This is a genomic window from Paenibacillus sp. ov031 (assembly GCF_900143165.1).
In the GTDB taxonomy this organism is placed as follows: Bacteria; Bacillota; Bacilli; order Paenibacillales; family Paenibacillaceae; genus Paenibacillus; species Paenibacillus marchantiae.
In genome coordinates this window covers 139,797-158,865 of sequence record NZ_FRDO01000009.1, presented here as the reverse complement: position 1 = coordinate 158,865, position 19,069 = coordinate 139,797, and the positions used below count along the sequence as shown (strand labels likewise).

The following is a 19,069-nucleotide window of genomic DNA, read 5'->3' as shown; positions in this document are numbered from 1 at the left end:
ATGATCAACCCATCGGAAAAACAAAATAGAGATCACTTAATTCAAGAAGTATTGGAAGCAGTGAAAGATATACAGATCAGATTCCAATCAGAAGATGACGAAGAAAAACAGTGGCTGATCCAAAATAGTCCTAATCCGGCTGTTGAAGAGCTAATTAAAGAAATGACGGTGACGATGCTGCATGTGCTGGATGCTATTGGTACACTCGAGCCAGTAAACGGCATAACCATTTCAAAGCAATTCGGCTTCTCCAAAGGGACAGTCTCCAAGATTACGAGAAGACTCGTGTCTCAAAACATCATCGTAACCGAGTCACTTCCGGATAACAAAAAAGAAGTTCTATTCCGTACCACATCGCTCGGAAAAGAGATTTATCGTTTGCATCAGGGCCTGCATCATCAGATTGATCTTGGGGTTCATCATTTCTTGCAACGGTATAACGAGGATGAGTTACAGTTTCTCGTCAACACCCTCCAGAAGACATTGCATACATCATGGATTCATTCGCAGACAGAGGAGGAGGCCACTGAACTCGTCTCAAGAGAGGCGCCTACAAGCAAGGATTCAGAAGCTCATAGGGCCAATAGTTCTACATCGATGACCGATGAAATGAGCGAAATCATGTCTATGCTCAACAAGTTGGATTCCCGTAATTTGAAGAAAGCAAAAACCATATTAAATGATGTTTTTTTTGTAGACTATGAGGACTAGCCACATAATATTTCATAAGGAAATGGTGTGCAGGTTTCTGCGAACAATAAATGTAGCTATAGCAAAATACCGGATAAGGCTGATAGGCCTATCCGGTATTTTTTCGTATTTTGCCACATCTGAGTCCATTGCTCATCCTTATTTCAACCTGTACAAGAAAAAATAACCATAAATTCGATTTTGGGGTAATGTGAAGCTCCCTTTGTTCCGAATATTATAATAGATGGTCTTTTTTGGATGGAGGATATTGAAGGACAACAGGGGGCGGGAGTATGGTGCATAATCCGGAAACCATTCAGGAATGTATCGAAAAGGCACGACAGAGGCTCTACCAGATTGCAAACGCTCATAAAGAACTGTGGCATCCGGAGGTCATTCGTCAATCGATGGTTCTGGATGAACTCATTAATCAATATAACAATGCCATTCGCGGAAAGACATCCCGAAGTAAATAACGGCGCGTTATAAACCTCGGGATGAAATGATGCGAATGCATTCAGTTTTAGTATACGAACCCTATTCTTTTACGGCCCCAAGCACAATTCCTTTTACAAAGAAACGCTGCAAGAATGGATACACGAGGAGGATTGGCAGTGCCCCAATAAAGATCTGGGCTGCGTTAACGGTACGCTGCGACATGTTCTGAAGCTGCGTCGCATCGACATTCATATTGGAGAAATCCTGTTGCACGATAATGGTTTGCATTAACGTAGCGAGCGGATATTTGGCTGCGTCATTCATATAGATCAACCCGTCGAACCAGGAATTCCACTGCCCCACCATGGTGAATAGGGAGATCGTTGCAATGGCCGGCATGGACACAGGCAGATAGATGCGGAACAATGTGGTGATATGGTTGGCACCATCGATGAACGCCGCTTCTTCTAGCTCTTTGGGCACGTTACGGAAGAAGTTCATCATGAGAATCAGGTTCCAGACCGCCACAGCGCCCGGCAAAATCAGAGCCCACATGGTGTTGATCAGTCCCAGCTTTTGAATCAGGATATAGGAAGGGATCAGTCCGCCACTGAACAGCATCGTGAAGATGAAAAACCACGCGTACAGTGAACGTCCCTTGAAGTTCAGACTTTCCTTGGATAAAGGATAGGCTGTTAAGGTGACCAGCACCATACTGAGCAGCGTACCGAACACGGTACGTTGCACTGAGATCCAGAGCGCGCTAAGAAAGTTACTGTTACCAAACGTTTTGGTATAAGCGTCGACTGTAAAATCAATCGGCCAGAGCGTTACCAGATTGGCGGAAGCTGCTGCTTTACCGCTGAAGGAAACCGCCAGAATGTGGACAAGCGGCAGCACACACAGCAGCGAGACGGCCGCGATGAAGAACAGGTTGAAGCCGTTAAATATACGGTATCCGGTCGTTTTGTGATACACCTTAATTCCTCCTTAGAAAATGCGGTAATTAGCGATTTTGTAAGCCATCCGGTAGGCAGTAATAACGAGGAACATGGCGACAAAGGATTTAAACAAACCAACCGCAGTCGCAAAGCTCATTTTGCCATTCAAAATACCCATCCGATAAACAAACGTGTCAATAATATCGCCTTTATCATATACAAGTGGATTGTACAGGTTGAAAATCTGGTCAAATCCAGCATTAAGAATATTCCCCAGTGATAGCGTTCCCACCACAATGATCATCGGCACGAGTGCAGGCAGCGTAATGTGTAGGGTCTGCTTAAGCCGTGTTGCCCCGTCAACTTCGGAAGCTTCGTACAGAGCAGGGTTAATGCCCGCAAGGGCTGCAAGAAAGACAATGGTACCAAATCCGAATTCCTTCCATACATCACTGATGACCACGGTTACACGGAACCAGTCGCCATCTCCCAAAAAGAAGATCGGTTCAATGCCAACGGCCGCCAGAACCTGGTTAATCAGTCCGCCTTCGGGGGAAAGCATGTCCAGCAGGATGCCGCCCAGTACAACCCAAGACAAGAAATGGGGTAGGTATACCAGCGTCTGTGAGAACCGTTTGAACGTGGAATTACGTACTTCATTCAGCAAAATGGCAAACACGACCGGGGCCACGAGTCCGGCCACAATCTTCATGGCGGCAATCAGTACGGTGTTCCAGATGACCTGAACACTATCCGGATATTCGAACATGAATCGGAAGTTATCCCATCCTACCCATTTGGAGCCGGTGAATCCCAGCCATGGTTTGAAATCCTGAAACGCAATAATAATGCCGCCCATAGGCACATAGGCGAACAGCAATGTGAGCAATACCGAAGGCAGCAGCATCAGATGCAGCGGCCAATTGCGTTTGAAATTCCAGCGGGTACGTTTGCGTGGATTGTGTGTTGCCTGCCGCACCGGCGTATTGGTCGTTAGTGGTTGTTCCATAGCCATCAGGTCCCTCCTTTATATCGTCCAGCCTCTGCATAATGAGGCTAGTAAGCCTCTGCAAATAGTGGAGCAACTGAATTATAGCAATGGAAACGGGCGGGCTATAGAACAACATTTCAAGGCGGATGTTGATTTATTAACTTGTTAAAAACGTATACCGAATAGTGACTCATTTGAAATTCAGTATAGATATGTAAGGGGTTTCAATATAAAATAGGACTTCGATGTGTATCTTTACTTTAATCCGGGACAGGGTGAAGCAATGAAATTTACAGTATTCTCAAAAACAGTCATGCTGCTGGTCTGCTTGCTGGTACCCATCTTGCTGCTCTATACCTACGCGAATCAGGCGAACGTGGACATGATCGTCGAGGAGAAGCAGCAGTCCAGCTTGAACCAGTTCAACTATTTTAGCTCTCAGGTGGATAAAAATATTGAACAGCTCTCGCTTTATGGGCTGACTTTACTGCGTGATCCAAGCATTCTACACTATCGTTACATGACAGAATCGACCAGCCAATATGAGAAAAACAGCATCTATCTCGATATTCTCGACAAATTGTCACTATACCAGTCCACCAGCCGCTGGAAGAACGATATTACCATTGTTCTGCCTCAGGCAGAGCTGGTCCTATCCACCATGTCCAACCGGACGGTCTTCAATGAGAAGATGTTAAACTTTCCACAGCCAGGCCGATGGCAGTTGAACGAAGGCAGCTTCACTTATTTCTTTACGGATAACTACGAGTGGAATGAAAAACCTGTGACCACGGATGTACGAACGGTGATGGAGATTGATTTTGACCCGATGAACATTGTTGCCATGCTGGATGATTTCAAGGAGGCCCAGGGAGGAGATCCCTTTCTTCTCGTCCCTGGCAACGAGCCTCTGTTAAATCGGAGTGCGGACCCCGAGCTCGTGGAAGCGGTGATGCGGGACATGCCATTAACCGAATTGGATAGTGAAGGCAACCATCAGCTGGAGGTGGGGGGCAAGCAGTACTTGGTCAGTTATGTGCTCTCCAAACAACTAAACGGAATCTATGTTAACCCGGTTGTACTGGATGATTTGCTTACGCCGATGGACAAGAGCCGAAATATGTTTATAACCTCGATTTTGCTGCTGCTCGTGCTCAGTATTGGCGCTGCCCTGTTGTTATACCGAAAGGTACAGGTGCCGATACAACGTCTGATGAGAGGATTGCAGCAGATTCGCAAAGGACAGCTGTCCACACGAATTCCGGTCGATCACTCCCGGGATGAATTCGCTTATCTGACGCAGAGCTTCAATCACATGGCCGAGCAGATTCAGGAGCTGATCGAAAAGGTATACGAGGAACGCATTCGCTCGCGGGAAGCGACGTTGAAGCATCTGCAATCACAGATCAATCCTCATTTCCTGTATAATTGTCTGTTTTATATTAAAAATATGACGCAGCTCGGCAACCGCGAAGCGGTTATTGCCATGTCGCTCAGCCTGGGAGATTACTATCGCTACATCACACGTGATGAGAACGATATGACGACCGTGGAAGAGGAAATCCGGTTGTTGGACAATTATTTGTCCATCCAACAGATGCGCACCAACCGTTTGTCGTATGAGATCGCTGTACCGCAAGAACTGATGCAGCAGCACATTCCGAGGCTGCTGATCCAGCCTATTGTGGAGAATGCAGTCATTCACGGCATTGAACCGATGGAGGGTAGCGGTCACATCGTAGTTACAGGTATGGCAGCACAAGAGCAAATCGATGGAAGGGAATACACACGATACAGTCTGTTTGTCGATAACGACGGTGTTACTTTGACGTCGGAAGAGATTGCTAGTCTTGAGCGAGAAATCAATGAACCGATGGGTGAAGAAATAGGCACGGGTACCTGGAATGTACACCAGCGGCTCGTTACACGATATGGTCATTCTTCAGGGCTTCATTTTGGAGTGATCCCTTATGGGGGTCTCAGTGTGGAAATACGATGGTTTGAGGAGGAATATCCTAATGATGAATCTAATGGTCGTGGATGATGAACATTCAGCGGTGGAATCGATTGCAGCCTCCATACCGTGGAGAGAACATGGGATTGGGCACGTATATAAGGCGTACTCGGTGAAAGAGGCATTGCAGCAAATGGCCGCACATCAGGTCCATATTATCATCACCGATATTCGTATGCCGGGCTTGTCTGGTCTGGATTTGGTGAGTCATATTCGTCAAAAGTGGGAGCGGACCAAATGTATCATTTTATCTGGACATGCATCCTTTGATTATGCGAAGCAGGCACTCCGTCATGGAACAGTGAGTTATCTGCTGAAACCAGTGCGGGATGAGGAGTTGATTGAAGCCGTGCAGCAGGCCTCCGTCCAGATTCGGCTGGAGGGAGAGAAACAGTTGATGCACCAGCGCGCCATGTATTCGGTGAGAGAACATTTACCGGAGAAGCGGGCGGGATTAATGAAGGATGTGCTGCTTGGACATAAATTTGTAGAGAGCGAACTTGTGGAGAAGCTGGAGCAATTCGAGATTGGATTCCGTCCCCAGGACAAAATGCAGCTGCTGCTTATCCGCTATGATGACCCACAGCCAACAAACAAGGCATTCCGTTTAATGAAATACGCCATCTCTAACGTCGTGGAAGAAATCTTTGGCAGCAGCTATCATCTCTGCCATACGGACGATGCGTATGATGATCTCGTTTTCATGGCAAGTCCGAAACAGGCACAGTCTGAACCGGAACTGCTGATGGGGCGGCTCGGAGAACGGCTGCTTCACAGTGTGAAGCAGTATTTAAACGCGACGATTTCACTATCAGTCAGCCGGATAGGCCGTTTTCCAGAGCAAGTTCCGCAGCTTTACCATCAAGCTGTAAGTGCCTTGCGCAAGCAGGCGGAAGCAGGCAAAGGGTTGCATCTCAATGCGGCTGCCGGCTCCCATGGATCAACATTGAAATCACTTGCGGCACTGTATGAGCCACCCGGACTGACCGCACTGCTGGAAGCAGGACGGATGGAGGACGCCAATCGCAAGATTGATGCGATTTTTGCCGAGTTATCGGATAGTGTGTTCCCGGAGCATGTCTATGTTGCTTTTCACTATCTCGCAGCCGCATTCTCCTACATGGCTCATCGGGAGGGCAGACAGTTGTCCGATGTCCTTGGTGAGCAGTATCAGCAACTGTTGAAGGACGGCTACGGCGTGTCACTTCGGAGTCTGGAAGCATGGACCCGGAGCGTGATGGAACAATGGGCTCTAAGCACAACCGATACGGGCCAGGAAAGTGGATCGAACATGATCAGACAGGTCCAGCAATGGATTGACCACCATCTGGGAGAAGATCTTTCCTTGCAAGTTATTGCGGGGGAGGTTCATCTGCACCCGGTATATTTGTCCAAAATGTATAAACAATCGACGGGTGAAGGCATTAGTGACTACATTATCCGTTCCCGGATGGAACGTGCTGTTCACTTGCTGAAACACACGGCAATGAAGATTTATGAAGTCGGTCAGGAAGTGGGATATAACAATACCCCTTATTTCATTCAAGTATTCCGTAAACATTATGGCCTGACCCCGCAGGATTTTCGGAACGGTTAACAAATCAATATGAACATTGAAATTGTGATATATGTTTGCTTCCCCGGCTGCACTATCCTTTTCATGTAAGGGTATTCAAAGTGATTGAGGAGGGGTTTCATGTATAGAAAAATGATGACTGCATTGCTTGCACTGACGATGGTTGCCGTAACGGCATGCAGTTCGGGGGCAAAGGAAGAACCATCCAAGGAAGCGGCTGCACCACTTGCGCTGCAAGATGGTAAGTATGAACCTGCGGTTCAGATGAGCTATTTGCGAGCCTGGAATGATGATACAAAGTTTAAGAACGGAGAAACTGCACAGAACAACGTGCACACCAAATGGGCCAAAGAACGTTTGGGCATCGATCTGACCACACCTTGGGCTGTATCCGTGACCAATGATGCTTTTTACACGAAGCTTCGTCTCTCCCTGTCGGCTAATGAAGAGCTGCCGGATATCGTCTCCATCCGTGGTGACTACAATCTGGTGCGTGAGTTGATTGAGTCGGGTAAATTCGCCGATGCAGGTGAACTGTTCGATAAGTATGCATCTGACACATGGAAAGGGGCTGCTGAATCCGCACCGGAAGAGTGGTACCCGTACATGTATGAAGGTAAACGGTATGGCGTTCCGATCTTTGACTATGCTTACAACGGAGACCCGGTAATGTTTATCCGTGAAGACTGGCTGAAGAAGCTTGGACTGGAAGAACCAAAAACGATCGATGAGCTCGTTACGGTGATGGATGCATTTACGAATCAGGATCCGGATGGTAACGGTAAGAAAGATACGTACGGTCTGACGGTCGGCATGAAAAATGCCCTCAATACCTGGATGACTGAATCTGGCTGGATCTTCGGAATGTATAACACGATGCCAGGACAGTGGAATCTGAATGCAGAAGGAACACTGGAATACGGCTCGGTTCAACCGGGTGTGAAAGAAGGACTTGCAACGATGAAAGACTGGTTGTCCAAAGGCTATCTGCCGAAGGAAGCCGGCGTATATGATGAGATTAAGGCGGCTGAATTGTTTACAGCAGGCAAAGCGGGAATCATTGTGGGACCACACTGGATGCCGAACTGGCCGATTGATGATGTGAAGAAAAATGTGGACGGTGCTACCTACAAAGCTATTGCCCTGCCAACCGGACCGACTGGCGAGAGCCATCACCACGGTTCAGGTGCTAGCAACGGGGTCGTGTTGATCAACAAGGATATGGCAAACCCAGAAATCTTCTTCACGTATCAGAATTATTTGTTTGATAACTTCGCTAATCCAGAAGTGGGTGGGGAGTTCGAACATGGCTTTGCCCAAGGATATGACTTTGATATTGTAGATGGCAAAGTGCTTGGTGAAGCTGATTTGAAAGACGGCGTATCCCCGCTGAAGTATACACTTACTTATGATGGTGCCCGTATTCCTAACCTGATGATGGATACGTTGGCAGAACTCGCTACAGGTAAGGAAGCAGAAACACCTTTCGAGAAAAATACGAAAATTGCCAACAAACCTGAAGTATTTGCTGCGGCTCAAGTCGTGGTAGCTCATAAGGATGATGCAATCAAGAACAAATTTACGGGTGCACCTACGGATACGATGAAGATGAAGAAAGATGCGCTCGACAAGCTAGAGAAAGATACGTTCAGCAAAATCATTTATGGTCAAGTTGGCATCGATGAATTCGACGCGTTCGTAACGAAGTGGAAATCCATGGGCGGCGATCAAATCACAACGGAAGTCAATGAATGGTTCAAAACAGTCAATTAATACCGTGAATGATTTACGAGATGAATCATACTAAAGTAATACAAGAAGGAAGAAGTATTTCGTGAATACACCGGATTTGGGCGGAAAGTCGCCTGAATCCGGTGTTTTTGTTTTGTATGCGGAAGGCTTAGACATGTACGGAAGAGCTTATCCATTAATTTCTCTACGTACAACCGTGCGTAAGACTTATTGTTTCGCAGATGCGTGAGAGAGTAAGATAATAGGTAATATACGAACATCAATACGTATTTCTAGCATAGATAATTTGAGGAATGATCTGATAAATGGGAAGGTGGTCGAAGCATGAGTACACTCTATGATCAGGCAATGGAAGAGATGATTGAGGTCATTGAAGAATGGTTTAGTGAACAGTTGAAGCGGGATGACCTGGAAAAGGCTGTGAAGCGAACTACGCTGCAAATGGGGATTTTTAATGATATTTTGCTGGATTACAGACCTGGACGGACTACAGTAGACAGTGTGGATCTTGGATTGGATGAGGGATTGAAATCGAAGAATCCCGGTCCCTTTACCGAGGAACAGGTACGAAATGAGATCCAGCCCAAGCTTGTAGAAGTGGTTCAAGAGAAATTGGACAAGCTGGTGGATACACCGTTGATCGATTATCGGTTTACCTTTCGCGGGAAATTTCCAACGACAGAAGGAAAGCTGCAAGTGACCATGCTCGAATATATCAACGAAGGGAAAAGGCAGCAGTTGCTTGAGCGCATTCATACATACGTAGACCATAAGCTGCTAAAAGGTTCATATCCAACAAAGCCGTTGGAATCCTTTTTTTTGACGCGTCACCTGCTTGACCCGAAATTGTTCCCTGAACTGGACGTAGCGTGGACTATAGCGCAATATGATCGCATACAGGAGTTAAATAAAGGGCGTCAGGAAGCTCTGGCGGAGCATCGTGGTGATATTATTCGTGCGATAACGTCTTGGGCGGAGAATCATTTTTTGCCACGTTACTTTGATGTACAGCCTTCTGCATACAGCGCCAATGTATATACACTTAAGCCAGGTGCTTCTTTGGAGGAGGACCAGCCAAAGAGCGAGCATGGGCAGCAGGTGGCACAGCCTATCGATCTGCTGCTATATGCAGCTGTGATGATTCTTCGTTATGAGCCTAGTTACAGTAAACCGAAAGGCCTTACTTTCTTGGAACTGGCCAAACAATTGGGTAGTAGCCGTGCGGTTCGTATGATGACGGAAGGTAGCGGAACCTATGCCAAGGAAGATATTCATGTAAAAAATGAGCAGATGGAATGCACAGCCAACGATGTGTTCTCGATCATTACTATCATCATTCGCAAGGAAGAAGTAGCTGCCTACGAACAGGCCATTGCTTTTATCACCCGTTTGCTAAAGCAGGGCTTCCCCAAAAGTTACAAGATCAAGCTCAAATCCAGCGTGAAGCAGTATCTGTCTGTTAAAGGGCTTGCGAAGTCTGACACCCATCGATTTTTCGCAAATGCGCTGGAGTACCCGGAGCTGCGTCCGCTGCTTGAAGAATATGCACGTGCAGCGATTGGAGAGTTCGAATTTTATGCGGATACAGAGGGTGAAAAGAACTGTATGCCAGGCAGTTATGCAACCTTCGGACTTGGATTGGCAGATGAGCGGTATTTCCCGTTGGTTGAATATTACATGGGTGAAGTGGATGATGAGCACCAGTTGGTACAGGATAAATTCACCGTTGCCTTTGCTGAGACACATGGTGTAACGGCCAGTTCCATACCTGCATTAGTTACCTGCCTGCGTCGCTCTACGGATTCCCTGAAGCTGAAGATTCAGCCAGAGTTGGAGGATGAGGAGAAGCTTGAACTTCTGGTCCAATCGCTGCAAGGAATGGAAACCTATGAAGTGGAGCATGTGCTGTATCCGATCTGGGGCAAGGTAGCGAAGCTTGCAACGCTGGCACGCAAGGCTGAGGGAAGACGGAAAGAGTTGCTGTTAGAGCTGTTAAAGGCCGCAGGGAAATAAGGAAAGGCCCGTTAGGGCTTTATAAAGGTTAATGTATAGGGATACAAGTAAAGGTGGATGAGTATATGGGGCCATTGAATCGAGATGCATGGAAAGGGCTGTCTGCTCAGGAAAAAGAGGAATTGTTGCGTGTGATGGTCAGTCATTTTCCTACAGGTATGAAGTATGAAGGCTTGGAGACATTTGAACGATTCGGTCAGCGAATCGAGACAGGTGTATTTTCGTATGATGAGCAGAGATTTGTGTTTGTGCCTGGTGATCGGGTGACACTCGGCTGGGATCGCTGGCAGGATGGAATGAACGAAGAAACGTCAGCCGATTTATTAGAGACGGTCAGTGAGTATGGTGTGGAAGACGTGGATTCTTTTTTAAGTAGCCAGATGTCTCCGGTCAGGGAAGTGCACATTGCTCCCATGCTGGTGGAGTGCAGGAACCATTCACTTGGCTGGATTGAAGTGACGGAAGCTGAAGCGATGGCGCAAGAGAGTTCCTATTTTACAGAAGAGTTGGAGAAATTCAAGCTGTCCGATCTGAGTCAGTATGAACTGCATCAAGAGTTTCGTTTGGTTCGTCAAGGCGAGACAGTACAGATATTTTGGTTCAATGATGATTTGACGTTGGAGTATTTCATCGAGGAAGAAGCAAAAGCGGGTTTTGGTTTGCTTACTGAAGATGAGTGGGAGTATCTGTACGGAGGGGGCTGCCGCACGTTATTTCCATGGGGAGACAGCTTCGACTACACGATGAAATTGAAGCATTTTGGAAGCCTCGAAGAGGTGGAGGGAATTGTGGATGAATCGGCAGAGCCGGACCCTTCTCTAGTAGTTGAGAATGACCGTCCGTATGACTTGGAGCTGCCCAACTTTTTTGGTGTCCAGTTTGCCGGAGATCCCTATAACTATGAGCTCACGCTTGATGCGTCTGGAAACATGACGCCCAAAGGTGGCGACGGTGGCGCGATGATTTGCGGTGGTATGGGGCCAATGGTCGGCTTTCTGCCCGCTGCGGCCGTATACTATCGTGATGGTAGTGCAGGTGAGTTGGATTGGGAAGATATGATCGATTATATGAGATATCGGAGAGTGATTCGTTTAAACGATTTGGAGGTGTAAACGTTATTAAAAAATAGATCTTTGACTGCAAACTGGAAGTAAATGTAATGAACATTTAGGTCGGAAGTTCTATACTTAACAGGTCATAAAAAAAACATTACATAGAGAAGGAGTTAAGTATGTCCAGAATATCTATTTGTTTAGTTACTGTGTTGGCATGCATTATGCTTTTTTCCTTACCCGGACTAACAGTTGCAGCTTCTAACCCTGGAACCAATAAGCAAAGCACGCAATCCGCAAGCACTTCTTTAAAGGAACGTGTGAGGCACAGCATTAATTTTGCGATCAGGGAACATGAGGTTGTTGTAGAAACCATCCGAACGAGTTTTGATACAGGTGAAAGAAAGGTGAATGAATATCACTTTACCGAGAATGCAGTTCTCCCCCAAATTTATACTGGCTCAACAATAACTTCAGGATATTCTGATACTATTGTTTCTGATACACCACTAGGCTTAAAGGGTTACATAACTTACTACGCTACTGATAAAAATCAATATTATTACGTCTTATATGAATATGATTACAATAGCAACTCTCTACGCAAGGTACATGAAGGTGAAAATAGAATTTACTTGGAGCCACAATTAGGGCTATTTTATATGCTTTATGTAAAAGAAGAATATAAACCAATATACTATTCCATAACTACAGGCAAGAAGGTGTATACTGGTGGGAAAATTTTGCTTGAGAAGGATTTTACCGATACGGATTATGCCATTTCACCACTCCCGCAAACCCGTAACGTCGGTGTATACTGCACTGATAAGTACCAATGTAACTATATTGAATATGGTGGTGCCAAAGGAAAGACAGCCAAGGTGAAACAGCTTTGGATGGAGCCTGACATAAAGACAGGGCTGTCTACCAAAGCTTTTCAGGCAAGTACAAATGTTAATCTGAATATCTCACAAACCAACACAAGAGACCGCAAATCCGATTGGACTGTTGTTGCGACCAAGAATGGAAAGAAAAAAACACTTCTGAAAGATCGTATTGGCTATGTTCATACGTCTGTCTCACCAGGAAGAAAAACGCTGATTCTGGTTACCGAGAATGGTTTGGATAGTAAGATGGAATCGTCCACGGTTCATTTATATGATCTAGAGACCCTCAAGCTAATTCGAACTTATGATTCTCCCTATCGTGCTCGCACAGAGGGTGTTCAGTGGGTAACAGAGGATGAATACATTATAGAACAGTATTTTTCAGCTCCAGGTTCATTTCCTCCCTCTCTATATATCATTTCAGAGAATAAACATCTGAAGTTGCAATATGATACATATCGAGAATGGAAGGGGTACTGGGATTCATTTCAATTTTCAGGCATATTCTTTCCGTTACAGCCAGTAGGAATCAAGTCAGGGGATGGAGTATTGAATTATAAGGGACAACCTTCATTTTATCTGGAGGGGCAACATTATGTTCCTTTAGAGGAATTTACCAAGGCTTTTCATATTCAATATGTATTGGGTAAGGAACAAGTCACATTCAGTCGTGGACAGCGTTCATCCAGTGTGGATCGAAGTAAATTGCTAACACTCTATAACCAGACCTTTATTCCTTTGGGACAATGGAACAAGGATTTGGGGCTCAAAGTGTCTGAAACGAAGGCTTACTGGGGCAATAAAGAAATAATAATTAGTGATGATGAGCGTAATACGAGTGCAGCCATGACACCAGAAAACCTTGCTTTTCATGCAAGTGCCCGGCGAATTGAAAGAGTAGGGGATATCTACAAGTTGGATCAGAACAATACAAAGTCATTGGAATCATTTTATCCGGATCGTATTGACGGTGTGGTTCTGAATTTTGACCGAACTTTGACTTTATCAACTTCTACTCTCCATTACATGGATCTAACTAGAGTGTTGTTTACCAATCAGGACTATACCAAGGTGCTTGGGACGTTGTCCATAACGGACATGCCAGAAGCGAGGTGGGGAATCAGTACGGCAAAGATTCCAGAGCAGGCGTTACAAGATGGTGTTCTGACCATGATTATACCAACAAAGGAAGATGAATCTACACTTGTCTACACTTTGAAACTTCCAGGCCCTTTTGACAAAAATAATTTCTAATCCTAGATGCTCAGAAGTACAGCTGAAATTTTATATAGCTGTGCTTCTGGGCATTTATTGGATCAATATAATGAAATTTGTTGTCTGACCGTACAGATGATTTTTACATAAGAAAAAAACACATCGAAGTCTCACTTGTTTATAGAGAACTTCAATGTGTCTTGATATAAATATTTATTTTTATGTTAGTTGATTTTCTAAGAATTAGCCGTTATTTCACTTTTTTCACAGATACAGCCATTTGCTCCAGCTGTGTGTGAGTCAATGCATTATTTGCCGAGCTAAGGGTTACATAGCGATCATCCAGTTTGAATGTCAGCATGTCGGTTTGATCCGGTGTGTACCATTTGGCGGTAACGCCGTTTGGCAATTTAACATTTTTACCGTCATAGCTGAAGGAATAGTCTTTAGGCGACACAGTGACATTCATGTGATTGAAGACAAAGTTTACACCATCGCCGCCAGCAGCTACGTTTTTGAATGAATCTCCGGCAATCATGTGATGTGGTGCGTAAGCAGTCTCGAATCCTTGGAATTTCGCAAAGGCTTTGCGGATGGCGGCTGACTGTTCTTGGGTATATTTCACATCAGCGAAGCCCGTAACGCCCTGATCATTGCCTTGAACCTTTTGCACAGATACAGCAACTTGCTGCAACTGAGCCTGAGACAGCTTATGGTCAGGTGAGCTTATTGTGACATAACGATCATCCAGTTTGAACGTGAGCATACCCGTTTGATCGGGTGTGTACCATTTGGCTGTGACACCATTGGACAGTTTTACATCTTTGCTATTGTAACCGTCCGAATAGTCTCTTGGAGACACATCCACTTTCATATGATTAAAAGTAAAGCTTACTCCATCGCCGCCAGCACCTACACTTTTGAACGTATCACCTGCAATCATCTGTTGAGGAGCGTATGCTGTCTCGAAGCCGTCGAACTGTGCAAACGCCTTTTGAATGGCTTCTTTTTGCGCTGCACTATAGCTCACATTGCTCAATGTAGAAGGATTGCTTGTAGCTTCGCCGATGATCACCTGTCCTTTTTTACCGTCATACGATACAGGTACATGCAGCGCATCAGCAATGGCACGTACAGGCAGATAAGTTGAATTGTTGTAAGTGATTGGAGCCAGTTTCTTGCCGTTACCATCCGTTGGTGAGTACGCCGCACCGTCTACATTGAAGCTGATCCCATGGTTGAGATATGCCGAGATTTTCTCCAGCTGTGTACCTGCGAATACGCCCGTTGCTCCTGTTAATGTCATGCCCAGTACCATCATCGTTGCTGCGGATTTCTTGAAGTTTTTCTTCATGTGTATAACTCTCCTTTAGTTTATATAAGTTGATTTGGGGGATTTACACCTTACCACTCCGAGTGCAGTACCAACTTCCGATCGCTCTTATCCCCAGATTTTCTTGAATCCTTTTATAAGGGGGAAATCCGGGGATAAAGGCGAACGCTACGCTTCTTCAGATTGGTTCTGCCCTCTCCGTTATGGTGTAAAAGTCAGATTCAACTTATATATTTTGTTTTTTAAAATGGCTTGCTGTCCTTATGGCTTTATATTACCCGCTGAACATATCCAGAATAATTCTGAATTATCTCCAACTTGTAAACATGTGTAAGGATCTTGGCATTTGGAATTTGTTATTTACAGAGGAGAGCATTCACATTATAGATGTTGGAGAAGCAAGGAGAGAGAAATGGGAGAGAATGTAGATGATTTTGAGCAGGGATACACGCAGGAAGGTAAGTTTTTCAGCAGGAAAAGTCTTTATGAACAAATTCATTTGTGGGTGATACGTGGACTCTTGGCCATCATAAGAGAGAGGGGAATGGTTCGCCAAACCATCCCATATGTACAACGAAATTTTAAAATTACTCGAAAAGTTCAGACATGTACTTTGCTGAGAGTAAGCGCTATTCAGTTCACTAAATACAGGACGAAACCGCCTATGCCGAGAACGATGGCACCAACGTATACATAAGTAAGTTTGCTCAGATTTTGCTTGGTCCTGCGATCATATTCGGGGTTGCTGGTCTGATTCGCTTTCGAATTCCCGATGATCATGGTAGCAATTCCACCGAACAGGGCAATGCCAATAATTAAAATATAGGGCAGCAATGTCATGCGATGAACCTCCTTCATTGAAATCAATTGTTCTGTTCATTGTACTTCAAGTTTACCTTGGATGTAAGCTTTTTATTGATAAATTAAGGAAAATAAAGTCCTTCACTTACAGTATGTATGCAGTGCTGAATGGAGCGAATCACTATAATTTTAAATTTTTAAATTTGAGATAAACCTTGTTGTGGCGCGTATTTGCGGCTTTCCTGGACGGAGGCTGCAATTTTTTTTGCCCAGAGAGGTGATCCAGATTGAAGAACCCTGCGTTACACCCTATGAAGACGACGACGAGGAAACAAAGGATAAACAAAACTAACCGAGGAGTGAACACGTAATGAAAATGAAAATGAAGAAATTTATCGCACCCATGCTGAGCTTGACGTTATTGATGCCGGGAATCGCCGGGGCTGCTGCAGCACCACAGACACCAATGACTACAATGAAGGCAAGTGTTAATACACCTGCTGCTGACCTGAGAGCGAGCCTGGATCACCTGTTATCCGAACACTTTGCACTCGCAGTAACCGCAATGGCGAAGGCATATGACGGAGCAAAAGATGCAGACGCAGCTTACAAAGCACTCGACCAAAATGCATTGGATATGCAGCCGGCAATCGCTTCCCTTTACGGTGATGCAGGAGCCAAAGAATTCGAACGTATCTTCCGCGCTCATAACAAATATACAGATGATCTTGTGAAAGCAACTAAGATGGGTAACCAGGCTGGAATCAAACAGGCACAGAATAATATTAACGGTTTTGTAGAAGAATTCTCTACATTCCTCAGCACCGCAACGGAAGGCAAATTGCCAAAAGCGGCAGCCAAAAATGCTTTGAAAGTACATGAAGATCTCGTGCAAAAAGTATTTGATGAATATGTAGCAGGTGACTATACAGATGCATACAAAGCTTACCGTGAAGGTTTCAAAGAAATGTTCGACGTGAGTAAAGCACTTTCCACAGCAATCACAACACAAATGCCTGAGAAATTCGAGAACAGCAAAGCGGACACACCAGCAGCTGATCTGAGATCTGCACTGAACCACTTGGCTTCCGAGCACTTCGCTCTGTCGGCTCTGCAGATGCAAGAACAATATGATGGCCGCACAGCAGCATCCAATGCACTGGTTACAGCTGAAGCTGGAAACACAGCGGATTTCAAAGCAGCGATCGCTTCCATTTACGGTAATGACGGTGCCAATGCGTTCGAGAAAATTTGGGTAACCAACCACGTGAATGCACAAAGCGACTATGTAACAGCCGTTAAAAACAATGATGCAACCGCTCGTGCAGCTGTCGAGAAACGTATTGACGGATTCACAACGGAGTTCGCGACATTCCTGGATTCCGCAACAGCGGGTAACTTGCCAAAAGCTGCCGGACAGCAAGCATTGACTACACATGAGAAGCAAGTACAACAAGTATTGGATCAGTACGCTGCGGCTAACTACGGAGGTTCGTACACGACCAACCGTGAAGGATTCAAAGTTATGTTTGGTGTAGGTCAAGCCTTGGGTAATGCAATTGTCACGCAATTCAATGATAAATTCCAAGAGCAACCCACTACACCGACAATGCCTGAAACAGAGACAACAACTGTATGGATGCAGCTGAACAGCAAAACGCTGAAAATCAATGACAAAACAACCAACATGGACACCACGCCAATGCTCTGGAAAAACACAACCTACATTCCATTGCGCTTCTTGAGCGAAGGAATTGGTGCAACCGTGAAATGGGATAAAAAAGCACAACAAGTAACTGTAATGGCTGGCAATGATGCACTGAAGTTCTGGGTGAACAACAATGTTATGGAAGTGAACGGCATGAAGAAAAATGTGGGCGCAACAGTCTTTGTTAACAAAGATGGACGTACACAAGTGCCACTGCGTTTCATCGCTGAGCTTCTTGGCTGGGATGTAAAATGGGCGCAAAAAGATGGCTCCATCACACTGACTAAATCCATGTAATCACTATTTATAAAAAGAAGAACGAAAAAAGCTGCCCCATACGGCAGCTTTTTTCGTTTTCATTTCAGCGCCTTTACCTTCATCTTACTTGGTGAACCTGCAATCCAATCTGCATCACATGGACGCAAAAAGGCCACATCAAAATATTCAAAAATTTGGTATAATTGAGGGAGCCAGCAACCTCGCCGTAACGTATAATTGATCACGGTACGGTGGTGGACTGTACATAATCGGATTCACTAGCCCGTTGGAGTCATGTATGTTGTATTATTATTCGGTATGATCAAACAAGAAAAGGGGGTTCAAGCGGATGGACACAGCTTCAAAGCCTGAGCGACGGGCAAAACATATTGATACTCGTCTGTTTATTGCCTGGGCCGTATCAGTCATTGCGACTGGGGGCAGTCTTTATTTTAGTGAGATTAAGGGATACATCCCCTGTGATCTGTGCTGGTTCCAACGGATCTTCATGTATCCGTTAACGATTTTACTGGGCATTGCCTACTTCAAGGATGACGTGGGCATTACCAAATATGTTCTTCCGCTTAGTTTCATCGGAGGCGGAATCTCGTTATATCATGTTACAATTCAGCGTATCTACTCGGCTACAGGTAGTTCAGTGGCATGCGGACAAATTCCGTGTTATACCGATTATTTGAACTGGTTTGGTTTTATCACGATTCCGTTACTTGCACTGATCGCATTTATCATCATTATTGTTATGCTGTGGGGAATTGGCAAAACACCAAAATCTTCTTTATAAGAAAGGACAGATGATTGATGAGCGGACAAGTCCGTTGGTTCATGCCCTTCATCATTCTGATCCTCCTGATCGTGGGGTGTTCGGAACAGAAGCAGCTCCAGTCAGGTGAGATGCCGGAGATGATCAAGGTGAAGCTCATGGTACCGGACAAGGTGTCCATTAAGGAAAATGTTTCCTTGCAGATCCAGCTTACACAAGGGGGGCAGCCTGTGAATGATGCGGACCGTGTACAGTTTCAGATCTGGAATGAACAGGATGAACCCGAGGCACCATCTCTGGAACAAGGCATGATGAGTGCAGAAGAGCTTGAAGCCAAGGGGGCCATCACCGCGAAATCAGCAGGTGAAGGATTGTACGAAGCAAGCTACGCGTTTGAGCAATCCGGAGTCTATATCGTACAGGTCCATGTTACTGCTGGTGCAATGCACACCATGCCTCGAACGAAGGTAACTGTGGAAGAATAAATCGATGAATACAGCCCGATAATGTTTACGTACAAGCCACTTCCGGCCGCGTCATTTATCGGGTTTTTGCATGTGTAATTCGTGATTGTAAATTTCTCGTTTTTATACCTTGACCTTGAAGTATACTTCAAGGT

Annotated in this window: 15 protein-coding genes; 11 read left to right on the top strand and 4 right to left on the bottom strand. The window is 45.3% G+C overall.

The genetic code is table 11. From position 1 onward, the window contains the following. Together BUA17_RS27610 and BUA17_RS27605 are read left to right on the top strand one after the other, a co-directional pair. A complete protein-coding gene (locus BUA17_RS27610; RefSeq protein WP_072735586.1) occupies positions 1-711 on the top strand; it encodes a MarR family transcriptional regulator in 711 nt (236 codons plus the stop codon). A gap of 272 nt (positions 712-983) precedes the next feature. Beyond that, positions 984-1,166, top strand: a complete 183-nt coding sequence (locus BUA17_RS27605; protein WP_063567084.1) for an aspartyl-phosphate phosphatase Spo0E family protein — start codon at positions 984-986, stop codon at positions 1,164-1,166. 61 nt (positions 1,167-1,227) lie between these two features. Here BUA17_RS27605 and BUA17_RS27600 read toward each other — a convergent pair whose 3' ends face one another. Together BUA17_RS27600 and BUA17_RS27595 are read right to left on the bottom strand one after the other, a co-directional pair. After that, complete coding sequence (locus tag BUA17_RS27600; protein WP_063567085.1) at positions 1,228-2,106, bottom strand: carbohydrate ABC transporter permease; 879 nt, start codon at positions 2,104-2,106, stop codon at positions 1,228-1,230. Positions 2,107-2,118: 12 nt separating this feature from the next. Beyond that, the gene (locus BUA17_RS27595; protein ID WP_052016673.1) at positions 2,119-2,976 is read right to left on the bottom strand and encodes an ABC transporter permease; all 858 of its coding nucleotides are present in this window, start codon (positions 2,974-2,976) and stop codon (positions 2,119-2,121) included. 367 nt (positions 2,977-3,343) lie between these two features. On the opposite strand from BUA17_RS27595, the gene BUA17_RS27590 reads away from it, so the two are divergent. From BUA17_RS27590 to BUA17_RS27565, 6 genes are all read left to right on the top strand, one after another. Then, positions 3,344-5,104, top strand: a complete 1,761-nt coding sequence (locus BUA17_RS27590) for a sensor histidine kinase (protein ID WP_063567086.1) — start codon at positions 3,344-3,346, stop codon at positions 5,102-5,104. Beyond that, positions 5,079-6,671, top strand: a complete 1,593-nt coding sequence (locus BUA17_RS27585) for a response regulator transcription factor (protein ID WP_063567087.1) — start codon at positions 5,079-5,081, stop codon at positions 6,669-6,671. The genes BUA17_RS27590 and BUA17_RS27585 overlap by 26 nt, the downstream gene beginning before the upstream one ends. 99 nt (positions 6,672-6,770) lie before the next feature. After that, on the top strand, positions 6,771-8,423 hold the full coding sequence (locus BUA17_RS27580) for an extracellular solute-binding protein (protein WP_063567088.1): 1,653 nt from the start codon (positions 6,771-6,773) through the stop codon (positions 8,421-8,423). A gap of 303 nt (positions 8,424-8,726) precedes the next feature. Then, positions 8,727-10,415, top strand: a complete 1,689-nt coding sequence (locus BUA17_RS27575; protein WP_072735585.1) for a DUF6138 family protein — start codon at positions 8,727-8,729, stop codon at positions 10,413-10,415. Between the two features lie 65 nt (positions 10,416-10,480). After that, positions 10,481-11,527 (top strand): hypothetical protein, encoded by a 1,047-nt coding sequence (locus BUA17_RS27570; protein WP_072735584.1) that lies wholly within the window; start codon positions 10,481-10,483, stop codon positions 11,525-11,527. A gap of 119 nt (positions 11,528-11,646) precedes the next feature. Beyond that, positions 11,647-13,608, top strand: a complete 1,962-nt coding sequence (locus BUA17_RS27565; protein ID WP_072735583.1) for a hypothetical protein — start codon at positions 11,647-11,649, stop codon at positions 13,606-13,608. 211 nt (positions 13,609-13,819) lie between these two features. On the opposite strand, the gene BUA17_RS27560 is transcribed toward BUA17_RS27565, so the two are convergent. Both BUA17_RS27560 and BUA17_RS27555 read right to left on the bottom strand, forming a co-directional pair. Continuing rightward, the gene (locus BUA17_RS27560; protein WP_072735582.1) at positions 13,820-14,923 is read right to left on the bottom strand and encodes a stalk domain-containing protein; all 1,104 of its coding nucleotides are present in this window, start codon (positions 14,921-14,923) and stop codon (positions 13,820-13,822) included. Between the two features lie 612 nt (positions 14,924-15,535). Continuing rightward, a complete protein-coding gene (locus BUA17_RS27555) occupies positions 15,536-15,742 on the bottom strand; it encodes a hypothetical protein (RefSeq protein ID WP_063567093.1) in 207 nt (68 codons plus the stop codon). 331 nt (positions 15,743-16,073) lie between these two features. Between BUA17_RS27555 and BUA17_RS27550 the strand changes: the two genes are divergently transcribed. From BUA17_RS27550 to BUA17_RS27540, 3 genes are all read left to right on the top strand, one after another. After that, positions 16,074-17,708, top strand: a complete 1,635-nt coding sequence (locus BUA17_RS27550; RefSeq protein ID WP_348537086.1) for a copper amine oxidase N-terminal domain-containing protein — start codon at positions 16,074-16,076, stop codon at positions 17,706-17,708. A 310-nt stretch (positions 17,709-18,018) separates the two neighbouring features. After that, a complete protein-coding gene (locus BUA17_RS27545) occupies positions 18,019-18,471 on the top strand; it encodes a disulfide oxidoreductase (RefSeq protein ID WP_063567094.1) in 453 nt (150 codons plus the stop codon). Positions 18,472-18,488: 17 nt separating this feature from the next. Beyond that, positions 18,489-18,935, top strand: a complete 447-nt coding sequence (locus tag BUA17_RS27540) for a FixH family protein (RefSeq protein WP_063567095.1) — start codon at positions 18,489-18,491, stop codon at positions 18,933-18,935. Positions 18,936-19,069: the final 134 nt, after the last annotated feature.

Coding starts and splice junctions, on each gene's coding strand:
- BUA17_RS27610 (WP_072735586.1), top strand. CDS start 1: ATGATCAACCCATCGGAAAAACAAAATAGAGATCACTTAATTCAAGAA.
- BUA17_RS27605 (WP_063567084.1), top strand. CDS start 984: ATGGTGCATAATCCGGAAACCATTCAGGAATGTATCGAAAAGGCACGA.
- BUA17_RS27595 (WP_052016673.1), bottom strand. CDS start 2,976: ATGCTGCTGCCTTCGGTATTGCTCACATTGCTGTTCGCCTATGTGCCT.
- BUA17_RS27590 (WP_063567086.1), top strand. CDS start 3,344: ATGAAATTTACAGTATTCTCAAAAACAGTCATGCTGCTGGTCTGCTTG.
- BUA17_RS27585 (WP_063567087.1), top strand. CDS start 5,079: ATGATGAATCTAATGGTCGTGGATGATGAACATTCAGCGGTGGAATCG.
- BUA17_RS27580 (WP_063567088.1), top strand. CDS start 6,771: ATGTATAGAAAAATGATGACTGCATTGCTTGCACTGACGATGGTTGCC.
- BUA17_RS27575 (WP_072735585.1), top strand. CDS start 8,727: ATGAGTACACTCTATGATCAGGCAATGGAAGAGATGATTGAGGTCATT.
- BUA17_RS27570 (WP_072735584.1), top strand. CDS start 10,481: ATGGGGCCATTGAATCGAGATGCATGGAAAGGGCTGTCTGCTCAGGAA.
- BUA17_RS27565 (WP_072735583.1), top strand. CDS start 11,647: ATGTCCAGAATATCTATTTGTTTAGTTACTGTGTTGGCATGCATTATG.
- BUA17_RS27560 (WP_072735582.1), bottom strand. CDS start 14,923: ATGAAGAAAAACTTCAAGAAATCCGCAGCAACGATGATGGTACTGGGC.
- BUA17_RS27555 (WP_063567093.1), bottom strand. CDS start 15,742: ATGACATTGCTGCCCTATATTTTAATTATTGGCATTGCCCTGTTCGGT.
- BUA17_RS27550 (WP_348537086.1), top strand. CDS start 16,074: ATGAAAATGAAAATGAAGAAATTTATCGCACCCATGCTGAGCTTGACG.
- BUA17_RS27545 (WP_063567094.1), top strand. CDS start 18,019: ATGGACACAGCTTCAAAGCCTGAGCGACGGGCAAAACATATTGATACT.
- BUA17_RS27540 (WP_063567095.1), top strand. CDS start 18,489: ATGAGCGGACAAGTCCGTTGGTTCATGCCCTTCATCATTCTGATCCTC.